We start from the raw sequence: 13,667 nt of genomic DNA, 5'->3' as shown, positions 1-13,667 counted from the left end.
TACTTCTCATTCCCAAATCCATACTGAATATATCTGTTGGTAATGGAGGCGGGAATTGTGGATAAAAGGATGAATCTGCTTATGTTCAGCGGCGATTATGATAAGGCAATGGCTGGACTGATTCTGGCAAATACAGCGCGGGAATTGGACGTGGACGTGACGATGTTTTTTGCGTTCTGGGGACTATTTCTGGTTCGTGATCCTGACAAGATGACGTTTGAGGACAAGACGATTTATGAAAAAATCATGGGCTGGATGACTCCAAAAGGACCCGAAGAGTTGCCATTATCCAAAATGAATTTTAGCGGCCTTGGCAAGCTGATGCTGACGGAAATGATCGAAGATAACGAAGCCCCGAAGCTCATTCATTTCTTGAAAGGAGCACGGAAGAAAAATGTGAAATTTTATGCCTGTAAGCTATCGGTCGATATTATGGGCTTTAAACCGGAAGAATTTATACCTGAACTGGAAATTATCGAGGCCAAAACGTATTTAAAAGATGCGCTCGAATCCGATATGCAGTTGTTTATATAAGATAGACTTGCGCCTTATCCGGCTGTTGGATGAGGCTTTTATTGTGACTAAATGATGACACTCGCCTATTTTTTTTAACCTATTCGGGCCTACCTACGTACCCTAAGAAGACAGAACGACTTGGGAGGCGCCGTATGCTCATGGCTCGAATTGGAAGCAGTAATTGTAGGTATCAGCCTTCTAACGAGGCTTATTTCCAAAGGTATCGTGAAAGTACAATCGGATATCACCAGACCTTTGAATCTCCATATGGGCAAAAAAAGCTGATTTATGCGGATTGGGCAGCCAGCGGCCGTCTGTATGGACCCATCGAGTCGAAAATAGCTAATGAATTAGGCCCTTTTGTGGCGAACACGCATACGGAGTCTAATTTGACAGGAACTCTGATGACCCAAGCCTATGAAGAAGCGAAACAAATCATTAAAAGCCACGTTCATGCCAATGAACATGATATCATCCTGTTTGCCGGGTCCGGTATGACAGGTGCAGTGAATAAGCTTCAGCGACTGCTAGGATTGAAAATACATGAAAAATTAAAGCCCCTCTACCCCATCGCCGAAAAAGAACGTCCCGTTATTTTCGTTACACACATGGAGCACCACTCCAATCATATTTCCTGGGCAGAAACCATTGGAGACGTTGTGTGTCTTCCTCCGGGTCCCGGCGGAATTGTCGATCCAACTCATCTCGAACGACTGCTGCTTCAATTCCAGCATCGCCCTATCAAAATCGGCGCCTTTACCGCTTGCTCCAATGTTACAGGGTTCGAAGTGCCGATTTACCAGCTAGCCCGCAAAATGCACGAACATGGTGGCGTTTGTTTCGTTGATTTTTCGGCAAGCGCACCTTACGCCGAGATCAACATGCACCGTACAGATCCCCTTGAGAAACTGGACGGGATTGTATTTTCACCCCACAAATTTCTTGGGGGACCCGGTACAAGCGGCGTTTTAATTATGGATTCGAGGCTGTGCCTCCATTGTGCTCCAGATCAGCCCGGAGGGGGCACAGTTAACTGGACCAATCCTTGGGGTGGATACGAGTATAAAGATAATATTGAAGCCCGTGAGGATGGAGGGACGCCTGCCTTTCTACAAGCCACTCGAACCGCGCTCTGCATTCGGCTAAAAGAACAGATGGGACAGAAGCGTCTGTTGGAGCGCAAAAAGGAACTGACATCTCTATTACTAAAGAGCTTGAGTACCATACCAGGGCTACACATTTTAGGAGGAGGCAGCCAAGAACGATTGGGAATCGTTTCTTTCGTTGTCGGCCATATTCACTATAACCTGATTGTGAAACTATTGAATGATCGGTTTGGCATTCAGGTCCGGGGCGGATGCTCTTGTGCAGGCCCCTACGGACATTATTTGCTGGGCATCGACCAGCAAACATCTAAACAAATGACAGACCTGATCCATGCGGGAGACTTATCTCGAAAACCGGGCTGGGTGCGTCTGTCGCTCCATCCCATGATGACGAATCAGGAAGTCTCCTATATCGCCTCTTCCATACGGGCAATCGTGGAAAACATCATGACCTGGCAAAAAGATTATACCTATCAACCAGAATCAAACGAATGGCGATCTATGCATGAACATCACAAAATAGACATCAGCAAATGGTTCAATTTCAGCGATTAAGAGACTCCTATCCGTTCCCTTCTTTCAAAATTCTCATAGGATACACTGTAAATTACTATATGAGGAAAGAAGTGACGACAATGGGGCTCAATTTTCGCAACAGTACTAGTGCAGCTATCTTTGTAGTCTTTGCCTACCCGGACTTCAGCTGTACTCCTGTTAACTACTCTAAAGCAGGCTGGTACCGTGTTAACCCCGGACAGACTATTCAGGTTTGGAGCGGCTTCGCAGGAGGTAATACGTTCTTTTATTACGCTGAAGATGATTTTGGACGCGAATGGCGGGGTTCATATTTCACTCAAGTTCCTGAAAATGCCTTCAATTGGTGCTGGGATACAGGCTGTACCACTTGTAGAAGCGTGGGACTGCGGAGAATCGCAGTTAGTCCGTTCGTCTTGGACTACACCATCAACTTTGTAACGAGCAGCAGTCAAAGAAAACCTGCATCATCCACACTCCGCATGACATTGCCTTCCAAAGCAACCCAAGAGAAACCTATTTTGCGCAGAGTTCCTGCAACACCTAAGAGACTAAAACAAGGCAAAACTTTATTGCAAAAACGTATTGCGCATAAAAAACGGACCAAATAAAAAATGATCTGATCAGCTCGCATATAGTTTTTTAGAACCCAAAAAAGGAGCGACCTCACCCCCATGGCCTGCTCCTTTCTCTTTTATCTATGAGGTAACCGCTTATTTACTCTCGGATTCCCACTTGGATATCTCTTTACGAACCCGTGGTGCTACCTCTGTTCCCAATAGCTCAATAGCTCTCATGACATCATCATGCGGCATCGTACCGACGGGCACGTGCAACAAAAAACGTGTAATGCCTACCTGTTTACGCAGATGAATGATTTTCTTGGCAACCGTATCGGGATCGCCTACATACAACGCTCCTTCAAAGCTGCGTGCGGCATCGAAGCTGGAACGAGTGTAAGGGCCCCAACCACGTTCACGCCCAAGCACATTCATGCTCTGCTGAGTGGAAGGGAAGAACTTATCCGCTGCCAGCTCAGTAGTCTCTGCGATAAAACCATGCGAGTGTGATGCAACCGGAAGCAGCGATGCATCATGACCAGCATGCCTAGCGGCTTTTTTATACAGTTCCACCAACGGGGCAAACTGTACAGGGCTACCCCCAATAATCGCCAGAACCAGCGGCAACCCGAGCAAGCCTGCACGAACCACAGATTCCTGATTGCCCCCACTCCCAATCCATACGGGCAAAGGATTTTGAACTGGACGCGGATACACACCCAAATTGTTGATTGCCGGCCGATGTCCGCCTTTCCAGGTAACTTTCTCGGATTCTCGTATTTTCAATAACAGCTCCAGCTTTTCATCGAATAATTCATCGTAGTTATCCAAATCATACCCAAATAACGGAAACGATTCGATAAAAGAGCCCCGGCCTGCCATAATCTCAGCTCGTCCATTCGAAATACCGTCCAGTGTAGCAAAATCTTGAAACACACGTACGGGATCATCCGATGAAAGCACCGTAACTGCACTGGTTAACCGAATTCGTTGGGTCTGTGCTGCTGCAGCAGCGAGGATAACAGCCGGAGCAGATGCCGCATAATCTTTACGATGATGCTCCCCCACGCCGTACACATCCAGCCCTACCTGATCTGCAAGCACAATCTCCTCGACCACTTCACGTATTCGTTGTGCATGACTGATAACCTCACCCGTTTGGGTATCCGGCGTTGTTTCTACAAATGTGCTTATACCTATCTCCACTTGTTCTCCCCCCTATTTTCATGCCTCATTCTCATACGACTGCTTTCGAAGCCAATCATTTTAAAAACCGATATCTTTATATTGAACCTTTTTCACATCTTTTTCAAGCTCTCCTTTTTTGAGTCTGAAAACCAGCCAAGGGAAGTGTCCAGATTCGCCGCAGGAAAAGAAGTCTCTTTGTCGAATATTTTATGGAATAAAGAAGATTCCCATCCCCACAACATGAATACAACAAGGAGGCACATACATTTATGGCTTTTGTCATTAACAATTTAAAGGATAACAGCAATGTTGCCATGACTGACCAATTAGGTGGATTTACGGTACTAGAATACATAACAGATTTGAGTTCTACCTCGGTTATGGCTGCGAAAGACAATTACTATATGAGCAAAAGTAATATGCGCCGCAAACAGCTCATGATCGAAATCAACAATAGCGAGATTATGATGAAGGCGGGAGCCATGCAATATACTGTGGGTAGCATGGAAATGACTACTGGTGTAAAAGGCGTTGGAGGCTTAATGCGAAACTTGGTGTCCGGTGCTGTAACGGGAACAGGTGCCATTAAACCACACTATAGAGGCACGGGTACCATTATGCTGGAGCCTACTTACCAATATATTTGGCTTATTGATGTCGACAATGATGATATTGCCATCGAAGACGGCTTGTTTTTGGCTTGTGACACGACGCTGGACATTTCCGTCGTTGCACGTAGTAATCTTTCCTCTGCTGCACTGGGTGGAGAAGGGTTATTTAATTTAAGCGCCCGCGGAAAAGGAGTTCTGGCACTTCAAGCTCCAATCCCTTCTGAGGAAGCGGTCGTTATAGAATTGCAAAATGATGTGCTGAAGGTGGATGGTAACTTTGCCCTCATGTGGTCCAATACCTTACAGTTCACCGTCGAAAAATCCGGGAAAACCAAAATGGGCTCGGCTGCTTCCGGCGAAGGGCTGGTAAATGTGTACAGGGGAACGGGAACCGTATGGTTAGCACCATTGTAAATAAAAAAGGAGAAGCCCTCGGCTTCTCCTTTCTTACATTTTAATTCTTTTTTACAAACTCCGATTTTAGCTTCATTGCTCCAAAACCATCAATTTTGCAGTCAATATCGTGATCGCCATCCACCAGACGGATGTTTTTTACTTTGGTGCCGATTTTCAAGACGGATGAGCTTCCCTTCACTTTAAGGTCTTTAATGACAGTTACAGAGTCACCATCCTGCAGGATGTTACCATTCGCATCTTTAACAACCTTTACGTCTTCACTGCTTGCTTCTGACTCGGTAGACCACTCATGAGCGCATTCCGGGCAAATGAAAAGACTGCGATCCTCATAAGTGTACTCTGAATTACATTCAGGACAATTTGGTAAATTAGACATGGTATTATGTACTCCATTCATTTTCAAATTCTACTGCTATGCTAAGCTTCCTTGATAGACCAAGCTTGCTCCAAGTCTTCCTTGGAGTTCCCTACAAGTATATTGGATAATCCGTCACGATTCCACTCATCGATGAAACTAATCTGAGTATTGTTGTATCTTATATGTAAGCGTTCTGTCTGCTGAAAATGCCGAGAGGTAAACATGTAATTAAAAAGGATGCTGTCTTCCTAGGCAGCATCCTTTTTTACGGCACGTTTATTATGCTTGGGTTTGCTTGATCAGTTCACTAATTCCTTGACTAAGCGGCGTAAGGGGGCGTTTCAACAGCTTCTCGAAGTCGTTGCTTACGACATCCAAGGCTCCTTCACGAATTGCTTGTTGAATACCGACCACAATAGGGATGGCACCTTCCGGGACTCCCGCACCGAGCATAACCTCGGCATACGTAGCATCATCCACCTGCTGTACAGGAACGTCTTTGCCCAGAACCTCAGCAAGTACCGCTGCAAACTCTTCTTGGGTAATCGGCTTACCGGAGAGCTCGTATATTGTATTCTCATGCCCTTCGCCAGACAAAACGGTTGCAGCTGCTTGCGCATAATCTGCGCGGGTAGCCCAACCTACTTTACCGGACCCTGCCGAGGTTAGCCAAGGAGCCCCCGCGAGTACGGATTGGATCGTGCCTGCCTCATTCTCCAGATACCAATTATTACGCAAGAAGGAGTAAGGAATACCTGACTCTCGAATGAACTCCTCCGTGATACGATGTACGGGCGCAAGGAATAGAGTGCTGTCAGCGGCATTGGCAGCGCTAGTATAAACGATGAAGCCTACTCCAGCACGCACAGCAGCATCAACAGCTGCTTTATGCTGACGGATTCTAGTATCATTATCCCCGTCTGCGGATATAATCAGCAGTCGATCTACTCCAGCAAACGCCTGATCCAGCGTCTCCGGTTTATCAAAATCGCCATGACGAACGTCAACACCACGAGACCGTAAGTTCTCTGCTTTTTCTGGATTTCTTACGCTAACAATAAGATCGTTTGCGGAGACAGATGTAAGCAACGTATCTACCACGATGGAACCCAGTTGCCCCGTTGCTCCTGTTAATGCAATTTTCATATGAAATCCTCCATTCAAATTGTATTCACTTTTATATAGTAACTAAAAATATAACACATGTCTAATCTAGAGTCTAAAGGTCTGCTTTTCGGGTAAGAGTTGGTAACCCAGACTTTCCCCAGAGAAAGGAACATGTATATGAAGAAAGCTATGATTATTGTAAATCCCTCTTCCGGCAAAGAGGAATCCCTCCAACATGTCAGAAGCGTAGAAGAAATTCTACGTGATCAAGGATACGTTGTTACGGTTAAAGAGACGGCAAAGGAACTGGACGCCACTCGTTTTTGCGTCAATGCGTGTGAGGAAGCTTGTGACCTAGTCGTTTCCATCGGCGGGGATGGCACACTTCACGAAACAATCAACGGTTTCATTGATCAAGACCATCGTCCAAGACTGGGTGTCATTCCCCTGGGGACAGTCAATGATTTTGCCCGTGCCTTGCAAATTCCGCTAAGTCCCGAGCTGGCGATCCGTACACTGACTTCTACCCGCGTGAAAAACGTAGATATGGGTCTCTTAAACGGCCGAATGTTTGCCAATGTTGTTGCCACAGGTTCGCTTGCTGAATCGCTATCAGCTGTATCATCAGACGATAAATCCATGTTTGGCACGTTTGCCTACTTCAAAGAAGGCATGAAAGAGCTTATCAGCCATCCTGCCCACTCACTTATCGTCCGCTACGATGACAATATCTGGGAAGGAAAATCCCCACTCTTTTTGGCTACTTTGACCAATTCAGTTGGCGGATTCGAGAAACTGGCGCCCGATGCGGCTGTTGACGATGGTCTGCTTCACTGCTTTATTTTCAAAAACCTCAATATATTGAACACCGTGACGGCCAGCATATCCTTATTTTTAGGCAACCTGAAGGATCATAGTGATATCGTTTACTTTACCGCAAAGCATGTAAGTGTCAGCTCTGCAGAACCGGTCAGTACGAATGTAGATGGTGAGGAAGGGCCGTCTTTGCCTATCGAGCTTGGTATTTTACCGCGTCATATTGAGGTAATTGTGCCGGAAGAGGTTTAAGTAATGCGGTGCTGATCCTCAAGCTTGAGGATCATACTCGCTCAATTTCCCCTCGTAGATCAAATGGAATCGATCACTTTGACGAAAATCGTCTGGCGTAACAAGAGCGGGCAACTTGTTCCATATTTTTATGCCGGATCGCTGTAAAATTTCCGCAACGAATTGCGAACAAAAATAAGAATTACTGAACTCAACTGGTTCTTTGAGTGCAATACCAATCAAACCCAGTAAGTTATACATATATTTTTGACGACTTCGGATAAATACATGTAAAACTCGCTTCATTTTTTCAACTTCACGGTCGGTTACTTGAAGCTCGTAGATAACACATGTTGTATTCGGAAATCTGCTGTATGTACCTGTCTTAATATCCTCTTTCACGAAACCACCATCCAGAGGGTTATTAGGGGTCTTTCTCCCGAAGCTGTATAACTCCGAAAGTTCCCGGTTGAAGGAAATGGAGGCGTGATTGTATGGCGCTCTCGTATAGCTTTTAATGACTCTCGTAAGAAACGTTCCCGTATTCGTAAGCAAGATAAAGACGGATTGATCTGCTACCATTTACGAAATTTCCCCTTATCAAGTTTGAATTATTCCTTCATAATAACATAGGAACCTTAATGGAATCCTATTTCGCGATAAGTTGGTGAGTGGTAATGGACAGTTCGCTATTAACGTTAATCCTTATTTTCGCAGCCTTATTGGTCATCCATCTGATTTATATAGTGGTAGTCAAAACACAGCCAGACAAAGACTATGCAGCTATTGGGCTTCGCATCAAGACATGGTGGGGTATGTTCTTTATCTTTTGCTTGGCAACTCTTTTCAATCCGATCGTTTCACTGCTTTCCTTGATGGCACTCACCTTTTTTGCGCTAAAAGAATACTTTTCCATGATTAGATCCAGAAAAGCTGATCGCAGATTGTTTCTATGGGCGTACTTAACGATTCCCGTACAATTTTATTGGATTTATATCGGGTGGTACGGAATGTTTATTGTCTTTATCCCTATCTATGTATTCTTACTGCTACCGCTCCCGCGATTGATCAACAAAGGAACGGTTGGTTTTTTGCGCAGTGTCAGTTCGACCCAATGGGGGCTCATGCTGATGGTTTTCGGGTTGAGTCATCTGGCCTATTTTCAGTTTGCTACGCCGCAATACGGAGCAAAACTTGTACTTTTTCTAGTGGTACTGACGCAGCTCAATGATGTCGTACACTATCTAGCATCACTCTATTTCGGAAAGCGGAAAATCGTCCCGACATCCAATCCCAATATAACTTGGGAAGGCTTTGCATTCGCTTTTCCCGTAACCATAGCGGCTTCCTATCTTATCTATCCCTATCTGACGCCGTTTGACCTGAAATTTGGAATTATTTTCGGCATGCTGATCAGCTTGAGCGGTTTCTTCGGTAGCTTAACGGTTTCCGTGCTGAAGCGGGATTTATTAATCGGCGATGATGACAAGTTCGATGCTTTGAAAAAAAGCTATTTAAGTCGGGTGGATAGCTTGACCTACACCTCGCCCGTCTTTTTTCACGTAATCCGTTATTTTTTTGACTTTATGTAGCGATTACATGGCTCAAACCTAGATGATCATGGAACACAATATCTTGCTATGAAAAGGGCAGCCTATCCTCACTTAAGGATAGGCTGCTTTTGCGTGTACTACCGTTGCAGGGCATTCCTAATCCTGCTAACCCCTTCACGAATTTCGTTTTCCCTTAGATGCCCGTAGCCCATTAGCAGTCGATTCCCTTCGAGCTGTGCCGCAAATACATTTTCGCTACGGAGATGTTCTAGCAGATTCTCTCGGAGTGGGAACTGAAACTCTGCTACCAAATGTAAACCAGCCGATCGGCCACATATCCGGTATTGCCCTGTAAAATGCTGTTCCAGGCTATCAAGCAGGACCTGACGACGCTTGGCGTACACTTTTTTCATCTTATGTACATGCTTATGAAGGAGTCGCTTCCTTATATACCGACTCAACACAATTTGCTCCAGGCTCGCTGTCTGGTAATCCGCCAGTTGCTTTAAACGGATAAAATCAGCGACTCGTGACGGGGGAAGAACAATATAGCCGATCCGCAGTGCGGGGAACAAAATTTTGCTAAACGTCCCGACATATAGCACCCGTTCTGGGTCCAGACTCTGCAAAGAGTGGACGGGCGCCCCGTCATACCGGAACTCACTGTCATAATCATCTTCGAGCAGAAGACATCCTGTCCGGGCTGCATACTGAATAAGCTCGATCCGCCTTTGGATCGGCAAGATACCCCCCAGCGGGAACTGGTGCGAGGGTGTCAGATATGCCAGTTTGGGGTGTCTCTTTTGCGGCAGATCGGCTGTTATAACTCCCGAATCATCAACAGGCATGCTCCGCAGTGTGGCCCCTGTAGCCGACAGAATGCTTTTTAAATCTTCATTTGTCGGTTCCTCTACCAGAACTTCGTCTCCAGCTGACAGTAACAGACGGGTGACAAGCTGAATCGCTTGTACTGCTCCGCTAGTGATTACAATATGTTCCGGTCTGGCTTTCACTCCTCTGGTGTGAACCAAATAGTCGGCCAGCTCCCTTCGTAACTCAGGCTCTCCAGCAGGGTCGCCATAACCCAGTGCCAGATCAGGAGCCTCTTTGCATACGCTCTGAAGCAAGTCGGCCCATGATTTGCGCGGGAACAATTCCAATGCGGGGAGGCCTGTCCGGAAGGATATTACCGACTCCTCATTTGAATATGAAGTATTCATTGCAGACGCAGACGCCTCGATAGGCGGTGCGGATACATAACCTGGAAGAACGGCCCCCTCGGCTACATAGGTACCTGAACCCGAGCGCGCAATGGCTAAGCCTTCGGCTAGCAGCATTTCATAAGCTTCGAGGATAACATTCCGGGAAACATTCAACTGTAAGGCCAGCACCCGGGTCGAAGGAAGTTTATATCCTGCATGCAGTTCTCCGGCTAAAATACGGTCCCGTATCGCTTGATACACCTGACGCAGCATCGGAACTGTCACATTCTTATCGATAGATAACCACATAGGTTGCCCCCTCAAGCGGTACTGTCAAAAACCTCTTCAACTGGATCTACAAGTGCCCAGTTTCTATTGCTACAGTATATATCAATATCTGTACAAGAGGTGAGATGAAATGAACAAACCAACCTTTTCGACTTACATGGAATTAGTGATCGCAACCTCCATTGTCGGCAGTTCTGTAGTAGTCGGTAAACTGGTCGTGATGCGGCTGCCTGTTTTTTTATCGCAATCTGCCAGTCTGGCCGTTGCCCTTCTGTTCTTGGTACCCATTGTATTCATCAAGAAATATTCACTAAGGATCAGCAAACGGGATGCCTTAATCCTGTTCATTCAGGCCCTGATCGGCATGTTTCTCTTCCGCGTCCTAATGCTGTACGGGCTGGCCTACGCCTCTGCTTCCGAAAGCGGAATTTTAACAAGCTTGACCCCAGCTATCGTTGCACTTCTTTCGTATATACTGCTGAGAGAAAAGATTACGCTACGCCCCGGTCTCGGGATTGCCTGTTCTCTGCTCGGTGTTTTGGCGTTGCAAGTGCCTCACATATCGGCGCTCTGGTTCAATGCTCCCAACGCAACCTCGTTCATTGGCATGCTGCTTGTTCTGTCTGCTGTGTTCGGAGAAGCGGCACTAACGGTATTACGCAAGATGCTATCCAGCGATGTCTCTTCCCTGCTTGGGACTATGTATATAACACTCTTTTCATTCCTTATGTTTCTGGGTTGTTCCTTCGGGGAGGCCCAACAGTTCAACTTTAACCACGTTGGGGCAGGGGATATTGGGCTTGTCTTATATTATGGTATCTTTGTCACCGCATTAGCCTACGTATTATGGTTTCGGGGCGTGTCAAGGGTATCGGCTAGTACAGCAGCTGTATACACGGGTTGTATTCCCGTCAGTACACTGTTGCTGTCCTATATCATCCTCCGTGAATCCTTCTCATTGGCTCATCTGGCTGGTGCAGGCTTTGTATTTCTCGGCATCATACTTATATCACGCGGTGAACGCCGCTGACTTACGCAAAGACCTTCTCAAGAAAAGAGGCTCCCGGCTGAAACTTCGGGAGCCTCTTTTTTTTGATTCAAGTTCTTATCGCTTGGAATTAATGCACCTGATCCAGCAATTGATATGCTTCTTCCTTCGTTTTAACCGCCAGGAGCGCTTCTCTGAAATGATCATCCATCAGCTTACGCGATAACATCTGCAGTACTTTCAGATGCGCATTTTCCTTGCTGTTGCGCGGTACGGCAATCATGAAGATCAGTTTTGCTTCACTTCCGTCTGCACTATTCCAGTCAACACCGCCCTGCTTGATGCCGAAGACCACGCTTGGTTTCAGGACAGCTTCCGATTTGCCATGAGGAATGGCAATATTCATTCCAATGCCTGTGGAGCCTTCTTCCTCTCTGGCTAATATCGCCTGTTTGAAATCACTGGCAGAGCTTACGGCTCCAGTTCTCTCAAGTGCTCTGATCATTTCATCAACCACAGCATCTCGTGTCGTTCCTTCCAGATCCAAATTAATCAGATCCATTGTTACAATATCCGTCAGTTTCTCAATGTGAATGGTTTGCGAAGACACGGCCGGCCCGTTATTTGTGACAGTTGTTGATGCAGATGACTCCGCAGCGGCCTTTGTAGTAATCGCAGATTGTCCAGCCCCTGCGGTGGAATGTCCAGGCATCGCTTCCCCAGCAGCATCCGAAGTTACAGTTGCTGCAATATCCTTTTTCAGCAAGCTTACCAGGACAACCGATACGGCTACGCCGACAATAACGGCGATGAAGAACATAAGCACATGGTCCACTGCACCAAGTACAGCTACAATCGGTCCACCGTGAGCTACCTTATCACCTACATTTCCCAACATGGCGATGACAGAGCCGACCATGGACCCTACCATGATACTGGGAATAACACGCAGTGGATCTTGCGCCGCGAATGGAATCGCACCTTCGGTAATACCGAACAAACCCATCGTGAATGTTGCCTTCCCAGCCTCGCGTTCTTCAGGTGCAAATTTACGTTTGTTGATCATCGCTGCAAGTCCCATCCCAATTGGCGGGATACAAATCGCAACGGCGATCGGGCCCATAATTTCATAATTCCCTTCGCCGATCATAGCCGAACCGAATAAGAAAGCGACTTTGTTCACAGGTCCACCCATATCGAAGGAGATCATCGCACCTAGAATCAATGCCAATAGAATTGAACTTGTACCTTGCATACCTGCAAGCCAACCTGTTAAAGCTTCAAACAATTGTGCGACTGGAGCACCAATCACAAAGACAAAGATTAATCCTACAATTAAAGATGCCAATACAGGGATAATTATAATAGGCATGATCGGCTGTAATGCTCGGCCAACTTTAATTTTCCGAATCCCAAGTGCAACATAACCAGCCAGGAAACCGGCGATAATCCCGCCGATAAATCCAGCCCCCGCCTCACTTCCATAAAAGCTGCCGTTCGCAGCAATGAATCCGCCAATCATACCTGGTGCAAGCCCCGGTCTATCCGCAATACTCATCGCGATAAATCCGGCGAGGATCGGTATCATAAAGGTAAACGAAGCTGAGCCGATATCCTGAACCGTCTTCCAGAATGAACCGTCCGGTATAACCAAACCGCCTGGTGTCTTCTCACCGCCAATCGTCAACGCTATGGCAATAAGCAATCCTCCAATGACGATGAAGGGTACCATATAGGACACACCGTTCATCAAGTGGCGGTAGATGGGATTTTGTTTCGGCTTGTTCTCCTGTGAGCTACTTTCGGCAGAACGCGACTCTGCCTGGTACACAGGCACATTCCCCTTCATCACCCGCTGGATCAATTCTTCCGGACGGCGAATCCCATCCTGTACGCCAACGACCAGCAGTTTTTTGCCGACGAAGCGGTCTTTAACTACCGTTTTATCCGCTGCAATAATAATGCCATCTGCCTCACGGATCTCCTGCTCGGTCAGTTGATTTTCGACTCCAATGGATCCTTGTGTCTCGACCTTCATCTCAATGCCCAGCTTTGCTGCTGCCTTTTGCAGATTCTCAGCTGCCATATACGTATGTGCAATTCCGTTAGGACATGAGGTAATCGCCAATATCTTCATAGTCATTCCCCTTCTCTCTGTTGTTTCCGCTTACATTGATAGTATAAACGCCTAT

General features: G+C 46.5%; 13 protein-coding genes. 7 read left to right on the top strand and 6 right to left on the bottom strand.

Going from position 1 to position 13,667, the window contains the following annotated elements; translation table 11 throughout:
- Nucleotides 1–57: 57 nt before the first annotated feature.
- The 3 genes from NLX82_RS13635 to NLX82_RS13625 all read left to right on the top strand — a co-directional run bounded on the left by NLX82_RS13635 (nucleotide 58) and on the right by NLX82_RS13625 (nucleotide 2,767).
- A complete protein-coding gene (locus NLX82_RS13635; protein ID WP_023991039.1) occupies nucleotides 58–534 on the top strand; it encodes a DsrE/DsrF/DrsH-like family protein in 477 nt (158 codons plus the stop codon).
- 134 nt (nucleotides 535–668) lie between these two features.
- On the top strand, nucleotides 669–2,177 hold the full coding sequence (locus NLX82_RS13630) for an aminotransferase class V-fold PLP-dependent enzyme (protein WP_076156713.1): 1,509 nt from the start codon (nucleotides 669–671) through the stop codon (nucleotides 2,175–2,177).
- A gap of 80 nt (nucleotides 2,178–2,257) precedes the next feature.
- Nucleotides 2,258–2,767 carry a DUF1036 domain-containing protein gene (locus NLX82_RS13625; protein WP_028540920.1) on the top strand — a complete coding sequence of 170 codons (510 nt, stop codon included), beginning with the start codon at nucleotides 2,258–2,260 and terminating at the stop codon, nucleotides 2,765–2,767.
- 102 nt (nucleotides 2,768–2,869) lie between these two features.
- Here NLX82_RS13625 and NLX82_RS13620 read toward each other — a convergent pair whose 3' ends face one another.
- Nucleotides 2,870–3,922 carry an LLM class flavin-dependent oxidoreductase gene (locus NLX82_RS13620; RefSeq protein WP_053326455.1) on the bottom strand — a complete coding sequence of 351 codons (1,053 nt, stop codon included), beginning with the start codon at nucleotides 3,920–3,922 and terminating at the stop codon, nucleotides 2,870–2,872.
- Nucleotides 3,923–4,173: 251 nt separating this feature from the next.
- Between NLX82_RS13620 and NLX82_RS13615 the strand changes: the two genes are divergently transcribed.
- Complete coding sequence (locus NLX82_RS13615) at nucleotides 4,174–4,929, top strand: AIM24 family protein (protein ID WP_028540921.1); 756 nt, start codon at nucleotides 4,174–4,176, stop codon at nucleotides 4,927–4,929.
- Between the two features lie 40 nt (nucleotides 4,930–4,969).
- On the opposite strand, the gene NLX82_RS13610 is transcribed toward NLX82_RS13615, so the two are convergent.
- Together NLX82_RS13610 and NLX82_RS13605 are read right to left on the bottom strand one after the other, a co-directional pair.
- Nucleotides 4,970–5,308, bottom strand: coding sequence for a zinc ribbon domain-containing protein YjdM (locus NLX82_RS13610; RefSeq protein ID WP_013312677.1), 339 nt, complete (start codon nucleotides 5,306–5,308; stop codon nucleotides 4,970–4,972).
- Nucleotides 5,309–5,569: 261 nt separating this feature from the next.
- The gene (locus NLX82_RS13605; RefSeq protein WP_023991044.1) at nucleotides 5,570–6,436 is read right to left on the bottom strand and encodes an SDR family oxidoreductase; all 867 of its coding nucleotides are present in this window, start codon (nucleotides 6,434–6,436) and stop codon (nucleotides 5,570–5,572) included.
- A gap of 138 nt (nucleotides 6,437–6,574) precedes the next feature.
- Here NLX82_RS13605 and NLX82_RS13600 point away from each other — a divergent pair, with 138 nt between their 5' ends.
- The gene (locus NLX82_RS13600; RefSeq protein ID WP_075155097.1) at nucleotides 6,575–7,465 is read left to right on the top strand and encodes a diacylglycerol/lipid kinase family protein; all 891 of its coding nucleotides are present in this window, start codon (nucleotides 6,575–6,577) and stop codon (nucleotides 7,463–7,465) included.
- Nucleotides 7,466–7,483: 18 nt separating this feature from the next.
- Here the strand turns inward: NLX82_RS13600 and NLX82_RS13595 are convergent, their stop codons facing one another.
- Complete coding sequence (locus tag NLX82_RS13595) at nucleotides 7,484–8,026, bottom strand: hypothetical protein (protein WP_023991046.1); 543 nt, start codon at nucleotides 8,024–8,026, stop codon at nucleotides 7,484–7,486.
- A gap of 95 nt (nucleotides 8,027–8,121) precedes the next feature.
- On the opposite strand from NLX82_RS13595, the gene NLX82_RS13590 reads away from it, so the two are divergent.
- Nucleotides 8,122–9,036, top strand: a complete 915-nt coding sequence (locus NLX82_RS13590) for a phosphatidate cytidylyltransferase (protein ID WP_254348299.1) — start codon at nucleotides 8,122–8,124, stop codon at nucleotides 9,034–9,036.
- A gap of 98 nt (nucleotides 9,037–9,134) precedes the next feature.
- On the opposite strand, the gene pdxR is transcribed toward NLX82_RS13590, so the two are convergent.
- Nucleotides 9,135–10,508 (bottom strand): MocR-like pyridoxine biosynthesis transcription factor PdxR, encoded by a 1,374-nt coding sequence (pdxR, locus tag NLX82_RS13585; protein ID WP_254348297.1) that lies wholly within the window; start codon nucleotides 10,506–10,508, stop codon nucleotides 9,135–9,137.
- Between the two features lie 109 nt (nucleotides 10,509–10,617).
- Here pdxR and NLX82_RS13580 point away from each other — a divergent pair, with 109 nt between their 5' ends.
- On the top strand, nucleotides 10,618–11,517 hold the full coding sequence (locus tag NLX82_RS13580) for a DMT family transporter (RefSeq protein WP_209940689.1): 900 nt from the start codon (nucleotides 10,618–10,620) through the stop codon (nucleotides 11,515–11,517).
- 88 nt (nucleotides 11,518–11,605) lie between these two features.
- Here the strand turns inward: NLX82_RS13580 and NLX82_RS13575 are convergent, their stop codons facing one another.
- Nucleotides 11,606–13,612, bottom strand: coding sequence for a PTS fructose transporter subunit IIABC (locus NLX82_RS13575; protein ID WP_053326456.1), 2,007 nt, complete (start codon nucleotides 13,610–13,612; stop codon nucleotides 11,606–11,608).
- Nucleotides 13,613–13,667 lie beyond the last annotated feature (55 nt).

It is taken from the genome of Paenibacillus sp. A3M_27_13 (assembly GCF_024213315.1).
GTDB classification, from domain to species: domain Bacteria; phylum Bacillota; class Bacilli; order Paenibacillales; family Paenibacillaceae; genus Paenibacillus; species Paenibacillus polymyxa_B.
Note: the sequence above shows the minus strand (reverse complement) of the source record. Positions and strands in the feature narration are given on the sequence as shown.